The 19023-nt window shown below is 67.7% G+C and carries 16 protein-coding genes; 6 read left to right on the forward strand and 10 right to left on the reverse strand.

Annotated elements, in window-relative coordinates; genetic code table 11:
- Positions 1 to 4 precede the first annotated feature (4 nt).
- The 4 genes from dgoD to QE394_RS07605 all read right to left on the reverse strand — a co-directional run bounded on the left by dgoD (position 5) and on the right by QE394_RS07605 (position 4405).
- Positions 5 to 1153, reverse strand: coding sequence for a galactonate dehydratase (dgoD, locus tag QE394_RS07590; RefSeq protein ID WP_349034192.1), 1149 nt, complete (start codon positions 1151 to 1153; stop codon positions 5 to 7).
- A 7-nt stretch (positions 1154 to 1160) separates the two neighbouring features.
- Positions 1161 to 2045 (reverse strand): carbohydrate ABC transporter permease, encoded by an 885-nt coding sequence (locus QE394_RS07595; protein ID WP_056082651.1) that lies wholly within the window; start codon positions 2043 to 2045, stop codon positions 1161 to 1163.
- Positions 2042 to 2980, reverse strand: coding sequence for a sugar ABC transporter permease (locus QE394_RS07600; protein WP_349034193.1), 939 nt, complete (start codon positions 2978 to 2980; stop codon positions 2042 to 2044). The genes QE394_RS07595 and QE394_RS07600 overlap by 4 nt, the downstream gene beginning before the upstream one ends.
- A 129-nt stretch (positions 2981 to 3109) precedes the next feature.
- Positions 3110 to 4405, reverse strand: coding sequence for a sugar ABC transporter substrate-binding protein (locus tag QE394_RS07605; RefSeq protein ID WP_056082658.1), 1296 nt, complete (start codon positions 4403 to 4405; stop codon positions 3110 to 3112).
- Between the two features lie 138 nt (positions 4406 to 4543).
- On the opposite strand from QE394_RS07605, the gene QE394_RS07610 reads away from it, so the two are divergent.
- The 5 genes from QE394_RS07610 (at position 4544) to QE394_RS07630 (ending at position 10326) form a co-directional block, all read left to right on the forward strand.
- On the forward strand, positions 4544 to 5326 hold the full coding sequence (locus QE394_RS07610; protein WP_349034194.1) for an FCD domain-containing protein: 783 nt from the start codon (positions 4544 to 4546) through the stop codon (positions 5324 to 5326).
- A gap of 19 nt (positions 5327 to 5345) precedes the next feature.
- Positions 5346 to 6233 (forward strand): LysR family transcriptional regulator, encoded by an 888-nt coding sequence (locus QE394_RS07615; protein WP_349034195.1) that lies wholly within the window; start codon positions 5346 to 5348, stop codon positions 6231 to 6233.
- A 162-nt stretch (positions 6234 to 6395) separates the two neighbouring features.
- On the forward strand, positions 6396 to 7493 hold the full coding sequence (locus QE394_RS07620; RefSeq protein WP_349034196.1) for a tartrate dehydrogenase: 1098 nt from the start codon (positions 6396 to 6398) through the stop codon (positions 7491 to 7493).
- A gap of 110 nt (positions 7494 to 7603) precedes the next feature.
- Positions 7604 to 9103, forward strand: coding sequence for a C4-dicarboxylate transporter DctA (dctA, locus tag QE394_RS07625; RefSeq protein WP_349034197.1), 1500 nt, complete (start codon positions 7604 to 7606; stop codon positions 9101 to 9103).
- Between the two features lie 2 nt (positions 9104 to 9105).
- On the forward strand, positions 9106 to 10326 hold the full coding sequence (locus tag QE394_RS07630) for a glycerate kinase (RefSeq protein WP_349034198.1): 1221 nt from the start codon (positions 9106 to 9108) through the stop codon (positions 10324 to 10326).
- A gap of 52 nt (positions 10327 to 10378) precedes the next feature.
- Here the strand turns inward: QE394_RS07630 and QE394_RS07635 are convergent, their stop codons facing one another.
- From QE394_RS07635 to QE394_RS07650, 4 genes are all read right to left on the reverse strand, one after another.
- Positions 10379 to 10759 (reverse strand): nuclear transport factor 2 family protein, encoded by a 381-nt coding sequence (locus tag QE394_RS07635; protein WP_349034199.1) that lies wholly within the window; start codon positions 10757 to 10759, stop codon positions 10379 to 10381.
- A gap of 261 nt (positions 10760 to 11020) precedes the next feature.
- Positions 11021 to 11974, reverse strand: a complete 954-nt coding sequence (locus QE394_RS07640) for an alpha/beta hydrolase (protein WP_349034200.1) — start codon at positions 11972 to 11974, stop codon at positions 11021 to 11023.
- A 5-nt stretch (positions 11975 to 11979) separates the two neighbouring features.
- Positions 11980 to 12978, reverse strand: coding sequence for an alpha/beta hydrolase (locus QE394_RS07645; protein WP_261618607.1), 999 nt, complete (start codon positions 12976 to 12978; stop codon positions 11980 to 11982).
- Entirely contained in the window at positions 12975 to 15509 is a 2535-nt protein-coding gene (locus tag QE394_RS07650; RefSeq protein ID WP_349034201.1) for a family 78 glycoside hydrolase catalytic domain, read from the reverse strand. Before QE394_RS07650 ends, QE394_RS07645 begins: the two co-directional genes overlap by 4 nt.
- A 389-nt stretch (positions 15510 to 15898) precedes the next feature.
- On the opposite strand from QE394_RS07650, the gene QE394_RS07655 reads away from it, so the two are divergent.
- Entirely contained in the window at positions 15899 to 16753 is an 855-nt protein-coding gene (locus QE394_RS07655; protein ID WP_082497454.1) for an IclR family transcriptional regulator, read from the forward strand.
- A gap of 4 nt (positions 16754 to 16757) precedes the next feature.
- Here QE394_RS07655 and QE394_RS07660 read toward each other — a convergent pair whose 3' ends face one another.
- Positions 16758 to 17909, reverse strand: a complete 1152-nt coding sequence (locus QE394_RS07660; RefSeq protein WP_349034202.1) for a cation:proton antiporter — start codon at positions 17907 to 17909, stop codon at positions 16758 to 16760.
- 153 nt (positions 17910 to 18062) lie between these two features.
- Entirely contained in the window at positions 18063 to 18986 is a 924-nt protein-coding gene (locus QE394_RS07665) for a LysR family transcriptional regulator (protein WP_261618605.1), read from the reverse strand.
- Positions 18987 to 19023: the final 37 nt, after the last annotated feature.

A 19023-nucleotide genomic window follows, 5' to 3' on the forward strand; every position in this document is an offset into this window, starting at 1 on the left:
TGGTTCACCATTCTGCGAAGGAGCCGTCGGGGTGGCGCCACACGGGTCCGCGCCAGGCGTGACCGCGCTTGTCGGCTGCCCTCACCACCGCCTCATCAATTTCGATGCCCAGGCCGGGCCCGGTCAGCCGCTCGATGTGGCCGTTGACGAACTTGAACGGCGACTTGTCCACCACGTAGTCCAGCACCTCCGCGCCGCGGTTGTAGTGAATGCCGATGCTTTGTTCCTGGATCAGGAAATTGGGTGTCGCAAACCCCACCTGCAGGCACGCGGCCAGCGCCAGCGGCCCCAGCGGGCAGTGCGGGGCAAGCTGGACATCGAACACCTCGGCCAGCGAGGCGATCTTCCGGACCTCGGTAATACCTCCGGCATGTGAAAGGTCCGGCTGGGCAACGGCGATCCCCGCCTGGAGCGCGGGCAGGAACTCCTGCCTGTTGTACAGCCGTTCACCGGTGGACACCGGCGTGGTGGTGGAGGAGGTGAACTCCCGCAACAGGTGGGTGTTCTCCGGAACCACCGGTTCTTCGAGGAAGAGCGGCCGGTAGGGTTCCAGCAGCGGCGCCACGCGGCGGGCGTTGGCGAGGCTGAAGCGGCCGTGGAAGTCCACGGCAACGTCCCGGTGTTGGCCCAGGACCTCCCGGGCGGCCGCCACACGCTTCACGACGCCGTCGAGCTCGGCAACGGAGGCCACCGGGCTCATCCGTCCGCTGGCGTTCATCTTGACGGCGGTGAGGCCAACGTCCAGCTGGGCGCTGATCTGGTCCGCCACCTCGTTGGGTTCGTCGCCGCCCACCCACCCGTACATGCGGATCCGGTCGCGGACGTGGCCGCCCAGGAGCTGGTGGACCGGGGTGTTGAAGTGCTTGCCGGCAATGTCCCACAGCGCCTGGTCCAGCCCGGAAACCGCGCTGGCCAGGATGGGCCCGCCGCGGTAGAACGAGCCCTTGGTCATCACCTGCCAGTGGTCCTCGATGCGCAGGGCATCGTTGCCGATGAGCAGTTCGGAGAGCTGTTCGACGGCGGTGCGCACCGTTTCGCTGCGGCCCTCGCAGGTGGCTTCGCCCCAGCCGACGATGCCGCTGTCCGTCTCGATCCGGACGAAGAGCCACCGCGGGGCGACGAGGAATGTTTCGATCCTGCTGATGAGTGTCATGCAGCCCTTAGCCTTTGGTTGCACCGGCGGTGAGGCCGGAGACGATGTACTTCTGCGTGAAGAGCGCAATGATCATGATGGGGATGGTGACCACGGTGGCGGCCGCCATCAGTCCGCCCCAGTCGATGCTGGCGTAGGACACGAAGTCGAAGATGGCCACGGGGAGTGTCTTGGTTTTCGCGCCGGAGAGCACCAGGGCAAACATGAAGTTGTTCCACGAGAAAATGAACGACAGGATTCCCGCGGTGGCCATGCCCGCCACGGACAACGGCAGCGTGATCCGGCGGAAGGCGCCGATGGGGGTCAGCCCGTCCACCTGCGCTGATTCCTCAAGCTCCAGCGGCAGGGAATCGAAGTAGCTCATCATGATGTAGACGATCAGCGGCAGGGCAACGAACATGTGGCTGAGGATGAGTACCTCGAACTTCCCCACCATCCGTAGGTTGGAGAAGACGTAGTACCAGGGCACCAGCAGCGATACGCCGGGGATGACCCGGGCCATGAGGACCACCAGGGCGGAACGGTGCATGGTGAACCGGCTCATGGCGTAGGCAGCCGGGACGCCCAGGACGATGGACAGCGCCGTGGACACGAAGGCCACCCAGAAGCTGTTGAAGATGAACACGAAGTAGTTGTTGCGCTGCAGCACGTTCGCATAGTTCTCCATGGTGGGAGAGAACAGCAGCGCCTTGCCGGTGTCGTAGATGTCCACGTTCGTTTTCAGGGACGCCAGCAGCATCCATGCCAGCGGCGCCAGGAGGAACAACACCACGAGCACGAGCGCGGCCACCCGGAACACCTTGTAGGCGCGGGTACCCAGCGGCTTCCGGCGGCGGTGGGCAGGCACCGGTGCGGAAGTGGCAGCGCCAGGGGTTTCATCGAGCACGGTCATTTGGTTACCGCCTTCTTGCGCATGGTCAGCAGCCACATGGTGCCGATGATGATCATGAAGAACAGGATCAGCACCGCGGAGGAAACCCCGTACTGGTTGTAGTCGAAGCTCAGGCCGTAGGCGTAGACGTTGAGCGTTTCCACCTCGTGGAACGAACCGCCGCCTTTGCCTTTGGTGGCGTAGAGGATGTCGAAGGTCTTGAGGGCATCGATGCCGCGCAGCAGGATGGCCACGATGACGGTGGGCATCATGAGCGGCAGCGTGATGTAGAAGAAGCGCTGGAAGGCGTTGGCACCGTCCACGCGGGCAGCCTCGTCCGGCTCATCGGAGAGGGAGGTCAGGCCGGCCAGCAGGATCAGCACCACCATGGGGGTCCACTGCCAGATGTCCATGAAGATGGTGGTGCCCAGTGCCGTGTCCTGGCCGGAGAGCCAGGGCTGGGCGGGGATTCCCACCATGCCCAGGAGCTGGTTGGCGAAGCCGATGTTGGGATCGAAGATCAGACGCCACATCATGCCGACGGCCACCGGGGTGGCCACAAGGGGCAGCAGGATGGCCACCCGGACCCACTTTTCACCGCGGAACGGCCGCCAAAGGAGGAGGGCAATGCCCATTCCCAGCACCACTTCGACGGCGAGGGCGACGCCGGTGAAGGCCAGGGTGCGGCCCACGGCGGGCCAGAACCGCTCGGTGTCCGTCAGGACGTCGATGTAGTTCTGGAATCCGATGAACTCGGTGGCCGCCCGGACGGAGCCCTGGGAGTCGGTGAGGCTCAGGTACAGGGTCCAGGCCAGGGGAAAGACGATGAGGATGCCGACGAAGAGCATCGCAGGGGCCGCGAAAAGCCACTTGCGGTGGGCATTGGCCCAGTCCGAGAACTTTTCCCGGGGACCGCTGGCACGGCCCGGACGGGCAGCACTGCGGGGAGGAGTCATGACAGACATGGTTCACCTAAGGAGTCGGTGGGTGAAGGGTGGCCCGGCGGGGCGGCAGGCTTGCTGCCTCCCCGCCGGGCCCTGTAAGACAGGGGGCGGCGGACCGCCATCGCTGCCCCGGTTGCGCTGCTACTTCTCGCCGTCCAGGAACTTCTGGAAGGCCTCGTGCGCTGAGTCGGCGGCAGCTGATGCATCGGCGCCGGTGATGCTTGCGACGATGGGTTCACCTACGATTTCGCGCGCCTTGCCGACGGTCACGACCTCGGGACGGTCGTGGCCCACACCGTTTTCCGCACTGGTGGCGATGGCGGCGGCGAGGTCCTTCGGGTAGGTGGAGGTGCCTTCGGAGTTGGCCCAGACAGAGGCCCGCGGGCCCGGTACGCCGGCCTTCTGGGCCGCGAGGGTGCGTTCCTTGCTGGTTGCCCACTGGATGAACTTCCAGGCGTTGTCCTGGTTGCTGGTGTTCTGGTTGACGCCCAGAGCCCATGACGGGATGTTGTAGGGCTTGGAACCGGCAGGGCCCGCAGGAAGCGCGGCGAATCCGACGTTGTCTGCCACCTTGGACTTGGCGGGGTCCGTGGCGTTCTTGTAGAGCGAGTCAGCCTCGGTGTAGAAAGCGGCCTTGCCCTGCGTGAAGATGGCCATGGCCTCGGGCCAGCTCATGTCGGTGCTGACATTGGCGGGGCCGTAGTTCTTGATCAGGCCGCCGTAGAACGCGTAGGCCTTCTTGGCGGCATCCGAGTTCACTGCCGACTTTCCGCTGGAATCGGTGAAGTCGCCACCGAAGCTGTAGAGGAAGCTGGAGAACTGGGTGACGGCTGCGGACTTTCCGGTGCGGGCCACGAAGCCTGCGGTGTCCGGGGAGGACTCCTTGATGGCTTTCGCCGCGGCTTCCAGTTCCTCCATGGTCTTGGGAACCTGCAGCCCGGCGGCCTGCAGGAGGTCCTTACGGTAGTAGAGAACCTCGCGTTCGGTGATGATCGGGACGCCCACCACCTTGCCGTCCACCGTAGTGGCCTTCACGGGGCCTTCCTGGTAGTCCTTCCAGTCCCAGTTGGAATCGGACGAAACGTTGCTGGTCAGGTCCGCCAGGTAGCCGTTCTTGGCGAATGCCTTGCCTTCCTGGAGCGGGCGGTACATCATCACGTCGATCTCGTCGCTGCCTGCATTGAGCTTGACGTTGTACTGGTCTGAGAGCTGGTCCTCGCCCAACTGGGTGAGCTCCACCTTGAGGCCGCTGGACTGCTCGAATTCGGGGATAGCCGCCTTGATTCCCTCGGTCCAGACATGGTTGGCGAGGGTGACCCGGACGGTGCCGGCCTGTTTGGCATCGTCGCTGCCGCCCCCGCCGCCGCTGCAGGCGGTGAGCCCCAGCGACATCGCCGCAGCCACCGCCGCGTACTTCACAATTGAACGTCGCTTCATTACGACTCCCTTGTTTCAGGGCCCGCGTCCGCCGCGGAGCCGATAGCAGACGCGTCTTTACATCTGCTCTAGAAAGGCATCCTAGGCAAATAAGGCAGACATATACAAGGGTTTGGCGGGTCTCAGTATGATCTATTCATGAATACCCCCAAGGCGGCGGCGTCCCCTTTCGACCTGCACAACGCGCTGGTTGAGAAACTGGGCCTTGCCATCGCGGAGGGAAACCTGGCGGCACATTCCATCCTCCGCCTGGACGAACTCGAGGCGCAGCACAGCGTTTCCCGCTCCGTCATCCGGGAGGCGACCCGGGTACTCTCCTCCAAGGGAATGCTGGAGTCGCGGCGCCGCCTGGGCACAGTGGTCCAACCCGAAGAATCCTGGAATCTGTACGATCCGCAGGTCATCCGCTGGCGCCTTGCCTCGGCGAAACGGCTGGAACAGCTGCAGGCACTGAACGAGCTGCGGGGGGCCATCGAACCGCAGGCCGCGCGGCTGGCAGCGGAGCGTGCCTCCTGGGATGCGGGCTCAGACCTGGTATCGCAGGCTGCACGGCTGTGGGCTGCCGGTCAGCGCGGAGACCAGGAAGAATTCCTTCGGCTCGATATCGAGTTCCATGCGGCTGTGCTCCAAGCCTCCGGCAACCTGATGTTTTCCCAGCTCCACAACCTGGTGGCGGAGGTGCTGACCGGCCGCAGCGCCCACGGGCTCATGCCGAACCTGCCCAACCACGAAGCTTTGCAGCTGCACGTGGATGTGGCGAGCGCCATCCAGCGCGGCGAAACTGCCGCCGCCCACGCTGCCATGAGCAGGATCGTGGAACAGTCCAGCGAGGAGATGCGGCACATCTGGTCCAGCAGCCACGAAACGGACGGCGGCCCGCTGGCGCTGGACGGCATCCCCGCCGCGATGCCACCCGCGTAACCACGTTTTAGGAACCTGCATGGACACCCGGAAGCTGAAGTATTTCCTGGCCGTGGTTGACCACGGCGGGTTCAACCGCGCGGCGGAACATCTCCTGATTGCCCAGCCGTCACTGTCCCAGACCATCGCCGGCCTCGAGAAGGAACTGGGAGTGCCGCTGTTCCACCGGATCGGGCGGCGGGTTGTGCTCAGCGATGCGGGCAAGGAACTAGTGGGCCCGGCGCGGGTGGTGATGCGGGACCTCGACGCCGCACAATCAGCCGTCCAGTCGCTGCGGGGAATCCGGAGCGGGCGGCTGGACATCATCACCATGCCGTCGCCGGGGATCGAGCCGCTGACCTCCATGATCAGCGATTTCACCCTGTCCTACCCCTCAGTGCGCCTCAACGTCTCGGCCGCGTTCACCCCTGAAGAAGTGGTGGAGTCCGTCCGCAGTGGCAGCACGGAAATCGGCCTGGCCGGCTCGCCCACGGCCATCCGCGTTCCCGGCGTCGAGGTCCTGGAACTGGAACGGCAGCCGCTGATCCTGATCGTCAATCCCCATGCGGACGCGTTCGGCAACGTGAAGGCCATCCAGCGGGAGGACCTGGGCGGGCACCGCCTGATCGCCAGCCAGCGCGGCTCGCTGATGCGCGGACTGGTGGACGAGGCACTGGCGTCCGGAATCAACGCCGAAATCGTCGTGGAGGTGGCGCACCGGACCTCCATCCTCCCGCTGGTACTGGCGGGAGTAGGCCATGCGGTGATGCCGTCGTCGTGGGCCCCCACGGCGCACAAAGCGGGACTTCGCACCCTGCTGATCGAGCCAGTCTCCTACCTGGAGGTTGCCATCCTCAGCCGGAAGGAAGGCCTCACCCCTGCCGCCCGCGCGTTTCTCAAGGTGGCCGAACTCCACGTGACGGCCTAGCCGGGCTGTTTCCGCCAGAAATCATAGGCTGTACCTATCTAGCGGATCGAATCTTGGTCTTGGACGCTATGGGACCTCCGACCGTCTACTTGAAGAGGAAGGAACAGTGTGACGCCGATAACAGGGCGGCACTGGAAGCCACTCAACGAGGAGACACAGAAAATGAGCACTACCCAGACATTCAGCATCGCTTCCATCCCCGCCGACGGTGTGGGGAAAGAGGTCGTTTCAGCCGGCCGCCGGGTCTTGGATGCCCTCGCCGGGAACTCCAACGGCAAGTTCGCCTTCGACTGGACCGAGTTCCCCTGGGGCTCTGAGTACTACGCCAAGACCGGCCTGATGATGGACCCCAAGGGCCTGGACGCCCTCAAGGACTTCGACGCGATCTACTTCGGCGCCGTCGGCTGGGAAAACGTCCCGGACCACATCAGCCTCTGGGGCCTGCGCCTGAACATCACCCAGAACTTCGACCAGTGGGCCAACATCCGCCCGGTGAAGTTCCTCCCCGGAGTGCAGTCCCCGCTGCGCAAGGCCGACAACACCGAGCTGGACTGGGTTGTTGTCCGCGAGAACAGCGAAGGCGAGTACGCCGGCCTGGGCGGCCGCAACCTCAGCGGTCGCGGCCCCGGCAACGAGGTGGCCCTGCAGACGGCACTGTTTACCGAGAAGGGCTGCGAGCGCATCATGCGCTTCGCCTTCGACCTGGCCCGCACCCGCACCGTGAAGAAGGTGTCCTCGGTGACCAAGTCCAACGCCCAGCAGTACGGCATGGTCCTGTGGGACGAAGTCTTTAACCGCGTGGCCCTCGATTACCCGGATGTGCGCACCGAAAGCGTCCTGGTGGACGCGATGAGCGCCAAGTTCATCCTTAAGCCCGAGGACCTGTCCGTAGTGGTGGCGTCCAATCTGAACGCTGACATCCTCTCCGACCTCGGTTCCGCCCTGGCCGGCAGTCTGGGCCTGGCCGCCAGCGCCAACCTCAACCCGGAGCGCCGCTTCCCGTCCATGTTCGAACCCGTCCACGGTTCCGCCCCGGACATCGCCGGCAAGGGCATCAGCAACCCGATCGGCGCGATCGCCAGCGCAGCGCTCATGCTTGACCACTTCGGCCTGCACGAGGAAGCCCGCAAGGTTGAGGCTGCCATCGAAGCCGCCACCGGCAGCGGACACCTGACCCGCGATGTCGGCGGCGAAGCCAACACCGAGGACGTCACCGAGGCCATCATCAAGGCCCTGACGCTGGCCCCGGTCACCGTCTAGTTCCCACTCCTCCGCGGAGGTCCCCGGCCAGGTGCAGGGACCTCCGCGGCCAGCACATCAGCTGCCCGCACATGCCCACTCCAGAGACGTTCCACAATGAGGTAGGAATCATGGACCACATCACCGCCGCCGGCGAGCCCGCCGCAGGAAAACAAACGCCAGCCAAAACCCGCTGGTACAAACAGCTGTACTTCTGGGTACTGACCGCCATCGTCGTCGGCATCCTGGTGGGCTGGCTGGCCCCGTCCGCGGGCATCGCCATGGAACCCATCGGCACCACCTTCGTGAACTCGATGAAGATGCTCATCGGCCCCATCGTGTTCCTCACCATCGTGGGGGGCATCGCCAGCGTCGCGGACCTGAAAAAGGTGGGCATGACCGGGCTGAAGGCGCTGACGTACTTCCAGGTCGGCACCATCTTCGCCATGATCTTCGGCCTGGTGGCCATCAACATCTTCCGCCTCGGCGACGGCGTCAATGCCGACGCCAGCAGCATCAAGACCTCGGACTCGGCCGCGAAACTCATCGATGCCGGCCAGCACCAGGAGTGGTGGCAGTTCATCACCCACATCATCCCCAGCAGCATCGCGGGGCCCTTCGTTGAAGGCGACATCCTGCAGATCATCTTCATCGCCGTCGTCTTCGGCATCGCCCTGAACGCCATGGGCAAGGTGGGCGCCCCGGTCCTGGACGGCGTGCAGCGCCTCACCGGCGTGATGTTCAAGATCCTCGGATTCATCATGAAGGCCGCGCCGCTGGGCGCCTTCGGTGCCATGGCCTTCGCCGTGGGCAAGTACGGCGTCTCCTCGCTGACCAGCATGGGCGGGCTGATCGCGCTGTTCTACGTCACCTCCATCCTTTTCATCGTGGTGGTCCTCGGCTCGGTCATGGCGTTCCTCAAACTGAACATCTTCACGATGATCCGCCACCTCAAGGAGGAGTACATGCTCATCCTGGGCACCTCCACCGCCGAACCGGCCCTTCCAGGCCTGATGCGCAAGCTCGAGCACGCCGGCGTCAAGAAGGAGACCGTGGGCCTGGTGGTCCCCACCGGCTACAGCTTCAACCTGGACGGCGCGGCCATCTACCTGTCCCTGGCTGCCCTCTACATCGCCCAGGCCACCAACACGGACCTGAGCATCGGCCAACAGCTCGGCCTGCTCGCGGTCATGCTGCTGACCTCCAAAGGCGCTGCCGGCGTGGCCGGCGGCGGGTTCATCGCCCTCACAGCCACCCTCACCACCATCGGCACAATCCCCGCCGCCGGCATCATGCTGATCTTCGGCATCGACAAATTCATGTCCGAATGCCGGGCCATCGTGAACTTCACGGGCAACGCCGTGGCCACGCTGTTCATCGCCCGGTGGGACCGCACGCTGGATGTGGACCGTGCCCGCCGCGTCTTCGCCGGTGAAACGGTGGAACCGCTGGCCCCCGCATCACAAGCGGTACCGGCAGCACAGGCAGCCACCCCCTCTGCCAGGCACGCTCAGGCCGGCGATCCGGCGCCTGCCGTACCCGCCGGCGTCATCGGTTCCCCAAACGAAGCCACTGCCTCCGCCGGGCACCCGTCCGCTGACCGCCACCCGGCCTACTCGAAGACCGTCTGACCATGACTGCAGTCACCACCGCGAAGACCGTACTCATCGCCCCGGACAAGTTCAAGGGAAGCCTCACCGCCGTAGAGGTGGCGGAAGCCCTGGCAGCAGGCATCCGCTCCGCGGCTGGTGCCACGGGGATGCCCGCAGGAGTCCGGTGCGAGTTGCTTCCCCTCGCCGACGGCGGCGACGGCAGCGTCGACGCCGCCGTCGCCGCCGGCTTTACCAGGCGCAGCTGCACGGTCTCCGGGCCCACCGGCCAGCCCGTGCAGGCAAGCATCGCTTTCGACGGCGTCACGGCTGTGGTGGAGGTGGCCAACACCTGCGGGCTCGGGTTGCTCCCGCACGGGACGCTGGAACCCCTGGATGCCTCCAGCCGCGGCTTCGGCGAAGCCGTCCTGGTGGCCCTGAGCCTGAATCCGGCCAGGATAGTGTTGGCACTTGGCGGCAGCGCCAGCACCGACGGTGGCATGGGAATGCTGACCGCCCTGGGGTTCACGTTCCGCGATAGCCACGGCCACATCCTGACTGCGTCGGGCCGGACCATGAAAGCGGTCAGCTCGGTTGACATCCGACCCTTACCGGAGGTGGCAGGCACGGAGCTCGTCGTGGCGAGTGATGTGTCCAACCCGCTGGCCGGACCAAACGGCGCTCCCGCGGTCTTCGGACCCCAAAAGGGAGCAACGGCTGCTGATGTCGCGGCCCTTGACCAGGGCATGGGCAACCTGGTGGCGGCCCTGGCGCAGGACGGTACCTCCTCCGTTGCGGAGCTGGCCGCCCATCCGGGTGCGGGCAGCGCCGGCGGCATCGGCTTCGCCTGCCTGCTGTTGGGGGCACACCAGGTCTCCGGAGCCGACTACTTCCTGGACCTGCTGGACTTTGACGCACGCCGGGAGCCCTGCGACGTAGTCATCACCGGCGAAGGCAGCATCGACGAACAGACGCTGGCCGGGAAGCTGCCGGCCGCCGTCGCCCGCCGCTCAGGAAACCGCATGGTCCTCGGCGTGGCCGGACGCTCGCTCCTGCCCCGGGAGCGGTGGGCGGACCTGCCGCTGGACCGGGTTTACGCCCTGGCGGACTACACGGAGCTGGATTCGTCCCGCGATCCGGAACTGTCCGCCGCCCTGCTGCGCCGGATCGGCTGGGAAATCGGGCAGGACATTGGACAGTACGGCGGACGGCACCCGGCAGAAAGCGCGGGCACGGGCGGCAGCCCAGGGGCGGCCGTCCGGTAGGACACCGAAAAAGCCATGGCACGTCCGGGATAACCGGGCGTGCCATGCCGGTTTAAGCTAACTCCACCCACTGTGACCGCCACTCGGGGGCCGGAAAAGCCTCGCTCCAGTAGGCGGTCTCCCTGGCGATCCGGCCATCCCGGAACTCGAAGATGAAGACGGTTTCGTAGACGGGGCCGCCGTAGTCCAGGGACGCCTCGGCCACCACCAGGTTGCCGCCGCTGGTCAGCCGCCGCGGTGTGATGGTGGGCAGCTGTGGAAAGGCGTTGTAGATGGCCCGCCGGTTCGCCGCGCCGCGGACGTACTCGCCGGACTGAGGCCAGTGCATCACCGCGTCGTCATGGAACAGTTCGTCCATGACCTCGATATGCCGGTCGTTGATGCACTGGATCAGCCGGTGCACCACCTTTTCGTTGCTGCCCGTCTCATCCATGGCCTGCCCCGCCCTTTCCCTGCCGACCGTCCACTTTCGCAGTGGATTGTGCGCACATGCTAGGCCAGTCCGGCCGGCGGAGCAACGGTCCGGCGGACGACGGCGAGGACGCACCGTGGGCGGGTGCGGTTCCTAGGACACGCCGGCGCCACAGCCGGTTCCGCCGCCGTATTCCAGCCAGCCCGGCAGGGCAGCAGCGAACGAGGGCGGCAGCAAACGGGTCACGGATGGCCGGGGTGCCGGCGAAAGGCGGGGGGCTGGCTACCGCTCCCCCGCGGACCGGAGTTCCCGTGCCAGGAAGTCCAGCGCAGCCTTGCCTTCGGGCAGCCCGGCCGTGTGGTTCAGGTGCCCGTGCACGCCGCCCTCGGCGAGGAAGTAGGCGACGGGGACTTTAGCCTGTTCCAGGCTGGCGGCGAAGAGTTCGGCGGAGCCGCGGGCGTCGTCGTACTCGCAGGCCAGCAGCGCCGTTGGCGGGAGCCCTGCAGGGTCGGCATACCCGGGCATCGCGTAGGACGGCGCCATGCTGACCGGGCCGCCCACGTAGTTCTCCGCCGTCCGGATGCAGTCCTCCAGGGTGAAGCGCAAGTGCCGGGGCAGGCCCGCCATGACCTCCTCGTCCAGCCCGCCGGCAGGCTGCGGGAGTTCGGCGTGCAGGAAGGGGTAGGCCAGCAGGAGCCTGGCGGGCAGCGGCTTGCCGGCATCAATCAGGTAGAGCGCAGCGCCCACGGCCAGGTTGCCACCTGCGCCCGCGCCGCCCAGGCACAGCAGGTCCGGGTCCAGCCCCAGCGAGGTGGCGTTCTTCCGTGCCCAGAACCAGCCGGCCAGGGCGTCATCATGCGGGATGGGGTAGGACACACCGTCGCGGGCCAGCCGGTAGTCCACCGACAGCACCGGTGTCCCCAGATCGGCCAGCACGCGGGCCAGGTAGTCCGATTCGGGGATGTCCACGCTGCCGCTGACGAAGCCCCCGCCGTGCAGCCACACCAGGGCCGGGGTGTCCGTCCCGGCGGCTTCGCCGTAGATCCGGATGTCCACGGGACCGTGCCGCCCGTCGGCTGTCACCGTGCAGATGGGAACGTCGGGGCCCGGCTGCCGTTCGGCGTCGGGGTTCAGGAACCTGGGGCCTTCCGGCGAGGCAAGGTATTCGGCAAACCCGGCGGCCGGGGCTTCTGGCACCTGCCGGGCAGCCTGCCGGGCTGTTTCGCGTGGCGTCATGGTGTTCACAGCTTCCGGGAAAAGTAGCCGACGGCGAGGGCCAGGATGGAGTCCATCTGGTCCTCGGCGCCGAAGAAGCAGTGGTCGCCGCCTTTGACGGTGACCACCTCGTGTTCCACGCCCGCGTCCGCGAGCGCGGCAGCCAGCAGGTCCGTCTGGGAATGCGGAACCAGCCCGTCGCTGTCACCGTGGACCAGCAGGAAAGGCGCGGCGCCGGCTGCCACGTAGCTGACGGGGCTGGCCGCTGCCAGCAGGTCCGGATGGTCCGAGCCGCCCACCAGCATGTATTCGGGCTGCAGCGTCATGCCGGGCGGAACCGCTGCCGTGAGCGCGGGCGGGAAGAGACCCTCAGGCATGGACATGGGCGGGATGTCCGCCAGGGAGGACACGCCGTAGAAGTCGACGACGGCGCTGACGCCCGCGGGGTGCCCCTGCGCGCCGAGACCGCCATCCAGGTCCGGGCGGTTGCCGGTGAGCCCCAGCAGCGCCACAAGGTGGCCGCCGGCGGACTCGCCCCAGGCGCCGAACCTGTCCGGATCGATGTTCAGCTGGGCGGCGAATTCGCGGAGATAGCGCAGCGCGGCCTTCAGGTCGTGGAGCTGGGCCGGGAACGGCGCCTCCAGGGAGTGCCGGTAATCCGCGGTGGCGCAGGCGATGCCGGCCTCGTTCAGGAGCCTGAAGACCGAATCCGGCGCGAACGTGGGCGGCAGTTCACGCCGGTCCCCCAGCTGGAAGGCGCCGCCGTGCACCCACAGCACCAGCGGCGTCGGGCCGGATGCCCGGGGTGGCAGCCAGATGTCCATCTTCAGGGGGCGGAAGCCGATGGCGCGCGCGTACGTGACCTCACGGTGCACGGACGACACATCGGAGACGGCCTCCGGTGTCCCGGGTGCGTCGTACACGGGGAACGGCGGGATGTCCCTGTCTCCCGGCCTGGAGACATCAGCGCGGGAGGCGTCAGCGCGGGAAGGGTCAAGTACGTCGGTAGCGTCGTCCACTGTCATAGTGTGCTCCTCATCAGTTCAGGGTGTGTGGTGTCCCCGCCGGGGGCGGCGGTGAAAGTATGGTGTCCAGGCCCGACGGCGGCGGCCGGTTCCCCGGGCAGCAGTACCTCGGCGGTGGTGCCGGAGGGGATGTCCGCGGTGAGCGTCAGCACGCCGTCGTCCGTTCCGTGGTGCCCCGAAGCACCCTTCGACAGCGTCCAGGCGACGGTGATCTGGCCGTGCGGCCCGAGGTGGGACGTGGCGGCGGAGGTGATGCCGGCGCCGGGGCGCGGTTCGATGATGACCCGGTCCCAGCCGGCACTGCCGGGTGCCTGCCGCAGGCCGGCGGTGTAGCGGTGCAGGAAGGACACCACGGCGCCTTTGCTGTAGTGGTTCAGCGACTGGTGGGCCGTGCCGCCCGCGTCGAGGCCGTTCCACAGTTCCCAGACCGTGGTGGCGCCGCGGTCCACCATGGCCAGCCAGGACGGTTCGGTGTCCTGCATCAGCAGGTCATAAGCGACGTCCAGGTGGCCGTTATCGGCCAGGACCGGGAGCAGGTAGGGGGTGGCCAGGAAGCCGGTGCCCAGGTGGGTGCCGGCGTCGCGAATCTGTTCCACCAGCTGTGCGGTGACGGCGGCGCGGTGTTCCGGGCCGGCCAGGCTGAAGGCGAGTGCCCGGACGCAGTTGGCCTGGCTGGCGTCGGTGACCCGGCCGGACGCGTCCAGGTATTCCGTGGCCCAGGCATCCCGGATGGCGTCGGAGAGTTCGGCGAGGTCAGCTGCTTCCTCCGCCAACCCCAGTACCCCGGCGATGCGGGCCATCAGGACCGTGGTGTGCCGGTAGTAGGCGGTGGCCACGATGCCGTTGTCCGCGGTGCGGGCGGCGAACAGGTCCGGCTCGGGGCCTCCCGGTTCCATCCATTCGCCGAAGTGGAAGCCGGTGTCCCACAGGAACTTCTCGTGGGGGGCGGGGACGGGCGCCTTCGCTGCGCGGGTGGAGTGCCGCTGCGTTTCGGCGGTGGTCCGGACGAAGCCCAGCCACCGGTTCATGGCCTCCCAGTTTTCGGCGAGGATCGAGGCATCGCCGGTGGCCAGGTAGGTCTCCCAGGGCACCATGACAATCGCGTCGCCCCAGCCGGAGGAACCGTTGGTGAAGCCCATGAACTCCGCCGAAGTGATGGCCGGTCCGGGCGACGGCGAGATGTTGGCGATGACGCCGTTGTCCCACTGGTCGGCGCGGACGTCACGCAGCCACTTGCGGGTGAACCCGGCGACGTCGTACAGGTACGCGGCGGTGGGGACGAACAGTTGCCAGTCCCCGGTCCAGCCCGCTTTTTCACGCTGCGGGCAGTCGGTGGGGACCTCGCAGGAGTTGCCCAGGAAGCTCCATTCCACCATCCTGTGGAGCTTGTTCAGCCGCTCGTCGCTGCAGTGGAACGTGCCGATGCGTTCCAGGTCGGTCCGGACCAGGCAGGCAGTGATGTCCCCCCGGTGAAGATCCGAGGCGAGGCCCTGGACCGAGGCGTACTGGAACCCGTGCGTGGTGTGCCGGGGCTCGAAGACTTCGCCGGCGGCGCCGGAGGCGGTCACGGTGTCCACCTGCCCGGCGTCCCGGAAAGCTCCGGGCGTGCGGAAGTCGTGCGGGCGCAGGTGATCCCGCGTGACGTCGCCGTCCCGGCCGAGTGCTTCGCCGTATTCCAGGGTGACGGTTTCGCCCGGCGCGCCAAGGGCAGCCAGGCGGACCCAGCCGTGGATGTTCTGGCCGAAGTCCACCACCTGGTGTCCGTTGGGCAGCCGGGTGATGGCCGCCGGCGCCAGTTCGGCCGTCACCCGTGTGGGCGCGGCGAGGGGCCCGGTGAGTGCGTCGAAGCTGCGGGAATGAACGACGGCGGCCCGCGGCGGCGCTGGCGGAAGACCTGGTGCGCGCGCACCCTTCCCGCCGTCGCCTGCACAGGGTAACGCACCGTCATCGGCCGTTCGAAAATCAACCCCCTGCCCCGCCATGAGGTCCGCACTGATGACCTCCGTGGCGGACACCAGCCACGACGCGTCGGTGCCGATGACCTGCCGTCCGGCCCCGGACCCCAGCTCGAGCTGGGCGAGGAACGCCGTGTGCGTGCCGTACATGTCGGCGTCGCGCGTGTACCCGAAGGTGCCGCGGTACCAGCCGTCGGTGAGGACGGCGCGGATGGTGTTGCGGCCCGCGGTGAGCAGGGCCGTGACGTCGTAGGCCTGGACCTGGAGGGTGGTGTTGTAGCTGGTGGAGCCCGGAGTGAGCTGCTGGTCGCCGACGCGTTGGCCGTTGATGAAGAGTTCGTAGATGCCGTGGGCGGTGGCGTATGCGCGGGCTTTGTCCGGTGCGGCCGGCAGCATGAAGGTTTTGGTGAGTGCGTATCCCGGGCGCTCGCCTGGCTGGTTTACCTGCTCCTCATCAGCGCCGATCCACTGCGCCGTCCAGTCCGAGGGGTGCAGGAGGCCCAGCTCGACGGGCATGGGGTGGGACCATTCGCTGGCTGTGTCGGTGCCGTGGGCATCGATGTCCCAGCTGCGCACCCGGCCACTCGAACCGGCTGCGGGAATGCAGGGCAGGTCCGCTGTAGGTGATGCCGCTGGAGTCCGCGGATGCGATCCGTCCGGTGTCCCAGCCGTTCGAGGCTGTGATCCGGTACGCGGTCTGCCGGGTGGTCCCGGCGGGCGGCGTCCAGCCCAGGCGGGGCTCCCGGACGGCGAGGCCAATGGCTTCGCGCAGGTGTTCGGCCCGGAGCCGGGTGGGGGCGGTCATGCGGCAGGACTCCTGGAGGTGGTGGTGCTGGGAATTCAAGCTTCGTTGGCTGGCGCTAAGCCCTCACATGCGGCTTTCAATGGTTGGAATAGTATTGTGGTTCAGCTCACGGCACCGCTGTGGGCCGTAAGCCCTGCCAACGGCGCTAGGAACCACTGCCATGACACTGTCCCCGGACACAGAAACGCACACGGATACCCCCAACGCCGCCTCGCCCGCCCGCGGCAAACGGCCCAAACAGGGCGAACCCGTCATTGACCGGGCGCTGAGCCTCCTGGCCGTCTTCTCGGACCGCCGCCGGGCGCTGACCCTCTCGGAGCTCGCCCGCCACGCGGACATGCCCGCGCCCACCGCGCTGCGCCTGATCTCCCGGCTGGTGGCCTGGGGTGCCCTGGAGCGGCTCGACGACGGCCGCTACGTCGTGGGCGTCAGGCTCTGGGAGGTGGCATCCCTGTCACCGCGCGGGCACGGAGTGCGCGAGATCGCGCTGCCGTACCTTGAGGACCTTTTCGAGGTCACCCGCCACCACGTCCTGCTGGCCGTGCGGGACAACGAGCAGGCGGTGCTGATCGAGCGGCTCTCGTCCAAGGATGCCACCGAGGTGGCGTACCGGGTGGGCGGCCGGGCGCCGCTGCGGTCCACCGCCGTGGGGCTGGTGCTGCTGGCGGGCGCGGACCAGCAGTTCCAGGAGGCCATCATGGCCAAACCGCCGGAGAAGGAACCGGGTGTGGCGGATATGCCCGAGGGGCAGCTGCGGCGGACCCTGTCCGACGTGCGCCGCACCGGAATTGCCATGATCCGGCGCAGCCACCCGTCCATGACTGTGTCCGTGGCGTCGCCGGTTTTCGATGCGCAGGGTTCCGTGGTGGCGGCCCTGTCCATTGTCGTTCCGGACGGCTCCACGCCACCGAACGTGCTGGCGCCGGCGGTCCGTGCCGCCGCCCGCGCCGTATCCAGGAACCTGGGGCACCAGGCAACGGTCAGCGCGGACGTGCGGACGCACTCGCGGGGGTAGCCGCCTAGCCCGCGGTGGCCGGGGCGTTCCGCGCAAAGGTGCGGGCCGCCCGGGATCCTGCGGCGGCGCTGGCCCCGATGGTGATGAGGGCGCCCAGGATCAGCGCCGAAGCTTCGCCGGGCTCCAGCAGGTTCAGCTGGGTGCCGATGGCGGCGGCGGCAACCGGCACGCCCAGCTGGGATGCCGAGAGCACAGCGAGCGGCAGCGGCTGGCCGAGCAGGCGCAGGCTTCCGTGGACCAGCAGGGTTCCTGCTCCGAGGCAGAGCCCGAGGAACACCATTCCGGGGGTGCCGGCGAGCGCCCGCAGATCCAGCGATGCACCCAGCCAGACGAAGAACACGGGCCCCAGGAAGCCGTCGCTGACAGCGAAGAGCTGATGGGCCAGCCGCCGGGGTTCCCCCACGGCCGCCACCACCAGCCCGAAGGAGAATCCGGCCAGCATCACGGACACGTGCCCTGCCACTGCCAGCCCGGAGAGGGCGAAGAGCAACGCGAGCTGGATGCGGAGTTCCAGGGCGAACTTCCGGTCCTCGGACACGTCATGCACCCGCCCGCGGGTGCCGGTGAGCTCCAGCCACCGAAGCACGAAAAACAGAACCACCGAACAGGCCGCGACGGCGGCCGCCCCCGCCGCCGCCCGCGCAGCGTTGGGCGGGTCCACGGCGAGCGGCAGCGCCACGATGCAGGCGATGTCTGCCACGGCAACCTGCGCCGTGGTGGTGAGGACCTTTGGACCGGCCAGCCGCAGGGAATCAATGATCGGCAGGACCAGGGCCGCCGAGGACGACGCGAGCAGGACGATGTAGAGCGGGGCGTGGCCGGTGCCGAAGGCGAACGCAATGCCGGTTCCGACGGCGGCCGCGAGCGCCGCGGCGATGGCCGCCCTGAGCGCGCCGCCGGCCAGGGCCGGGCGGAGGGCCCGGTCCCGCACCGGCACATGCGTACCGGCCACGAACATGATGAGGGCGAACCCCACGTCCGCCACGAACGTGAACGTCGGATCGGAGGAATCCACCAGGCCCAGGCCGGTGCGCCCAATGGCGATTCCGGCCAACAGCTGCCCCAACACCATGGGCAGGTGCCATTTACGCGGGAACGCCAGCAGGGGCCCCAGGAGCGCGACGGCGGCGATCAGCGAGAGCTGGAAGAACGACACACGCCTTCCTCCTTCTGCCGGCGCGCCCGGACCCCCATCCGCTCCGGGTAACCGCTGCGGCCGTGGCCCGTGGGATTCGCCAGCGGGGCGGATGGTGCGCTCACAGTACCCACGCCGCTGCAGGCGGTCAACGGCGTGGGTACCGTGAGCCGGTCAGGAAGCCGAGCGGGTATCGAACCCGGCCGCTGATTCCCGCAGCAGGCGGGCGACGGTATCCAGCGGGGTGCTGGCGGGCCGGCGGCCTGCGAACCGCCGCAGGACGATGCGCCGGGTTCCCAGCCCGGGGACGTCCAGGACTTCCACGCCGTCCTGGACCACGCCTGCCAGTGCCAGGGTGGGCACGATCGCCACCCCTTCGCCCGCAGCGACGAGCGCCAGTGCCGTCAGGGTTTCCTGGTACTGGTGCACCGTTTCGATGTGGGCGCCCGTCGCGTGGCGGAGCCGCCCGATCACGGCGGCGTTGGCTGCTGATTGCTCGACGCCCAGCCACGGGAGCGGGAGCCGGCCAAGGTCCACATTTTCCGTGGTGAGCAGCGCCCCGGTGGGGACCACCAGCTTCCATGGCTCGTCCAGGAGCGGCTCCTCGATCATTCCGGCCGCAAGCGTCCGCTGCTCCGCCGTGGTCGAATCCAGCTCCACCACCACGGCGTCGAGCTGGCGTTGGCGGAGCAGCCGCATCAGGGCGGGATAATCGTCTTCCACGATCCGGACCTGCAGCTGGGGGTACTGGTTCCGCCATTCCGGGAGCCGCGGGATGACCACTGTCCGCACGAAGCTGGTGAACCCGCCGATGCGCACCACCCCTTCGATGGTGGCTCCGCTTTCCATCCGCGCACGCGCCACGGTGAGGGCGCGTTCAATCTCTTCGCCCGCCTCTGCCATCGCCAGGCCGGCGGGCGTCAGCACCGAGCCCTTCGGCGTCCGCAGCACCAGTGCCTGTCCCGTTTCGTGCTCCAGTTTGCTCAGTTGCTGGGACACGGCGGAGGGCGTAATCCTCAGCTCATCGGCTGCCGCGAGGACACCGCCCGTCCGGGCAACGGCCAGCAGTACCAGCAAGCGGCGCGGGTCGAGGTTCATGTTAAGCCGTTCTAAACAAGGACTTCAGAAGAATGCA

Source organism: Pseudarthrobacter sp. SORGH_AS 212 (assembly GCF_030818145.1).
Lineage (GTDB): Bacteria > Actinomycetota > Actinomycetes > Actinomycetales > Micrococcaceae > Arthrobacter.

What these genes read in the sequence shown, in the direction of transcription:
- QE394_RS07665 (WP_261618605.1), bottom strand. Translation starts at nt 18,986, where the DNA reads ATGAACCTCGACCCGCGCCGCTTGCTGGTACTGCTGGCCGTTGCCCGG.
- dgoD (WP_349034192.1), bottom strand. Translation starts at nt 1,153, where the DNA reads ATGACACTCATCAGCAGGATCGAAACATTCCTCGTCGCCCCGCGGTGG.
- QE394_RS07620 (WP_349034196.1), top strand. Translation starts at nt 6,396, where the DNA reads ATGAGCACTACCCAGACATTCAGCATCGCTTCCATCCCCGCCGACGGT.
- dctA (WP_349034197.1), top strand. Translation starts at nt 7,604, where the DNA reads ATGGACCACATCACCGCCGCCGGCGAGCCCGCCGCAGGAAAACAAACG.
- QE394_RS07610 (WP_349034194.1), top strand. Translation starts at nt 4,544, where the DNA reads ATGAATACCCCCAAGGCGGCGGCGTCCCCTTTCGACCTGCACAACGCG.
- QE394_RS07635 (WP_349034199.1), bottom strand. Translation starts at nt 10,759, where the DNA reads ATGGATGAGACGGGCAGCAACGAAAAGGTGGTGCACCGGCTGATCCAG.
- QE394_RS07640 (WP_349034200.1), bottom strand. Translation starts at nt 11,974, where the DNA reads ATGACGCCACGCGAAACAGCCCGGCAGGCTGCCCGGCAGGTGCCAGAA.
- QE394_RS07615 (WP_349034195.1), top strand. Translation starts at nt 5,346, where the DNA reads ATGGACACCCGGAAGCTGAAGTATTTCCTGGCCGTGGTTGACCACGGC.
- QE394_RS07645 (WP_261618607.1), bottom strand. Translation starts at nt 12,978, where the DNA reads ATGACAGTGGACGACGCTACCGACGTACTTGACCCTTCCCGCGCTGAC.
- QE394_RS07595 (WP_056082651.1), bottom strand. Translation starts at nt 2,045, where the DNA reads ATGACCGTGCTCGATGAAACCCCTGGCGCTGCCACTTCCGCACCGGTG.
- QE394_RS07655 (WP_082497454.1), top strand. Translation starts at nt 15,899, where the DNA reads ATGACACTGTCCCCGGACACAGAAACGCACACGGATACCCCCAACGCC.
- QE394_RS07630 (WP_349034198.1), top strand. Translation starts at nt 9,106, where the DNA reads ATGACTGCAGTCACCACCGCGAAGACCGTACTCATCGCCCCGGACAAG.
- QE394_RS07605 (WP_056082658.1), bottom strand. Translation starts at nt 4,405, where the DNA reads ATGAAGCGACGTTCAATTGTGAAGTACGCGGCGGTGGCTGCGGCGATG.
- QE394_RS07600 (WP_349034193.1), bottom strand. Translation starts at nt 2,980, where the DNA reads ATGACTCCTCCCCGCAGTGCTGCCCGTCCGGGCCGTGCCAGCGGTCCC.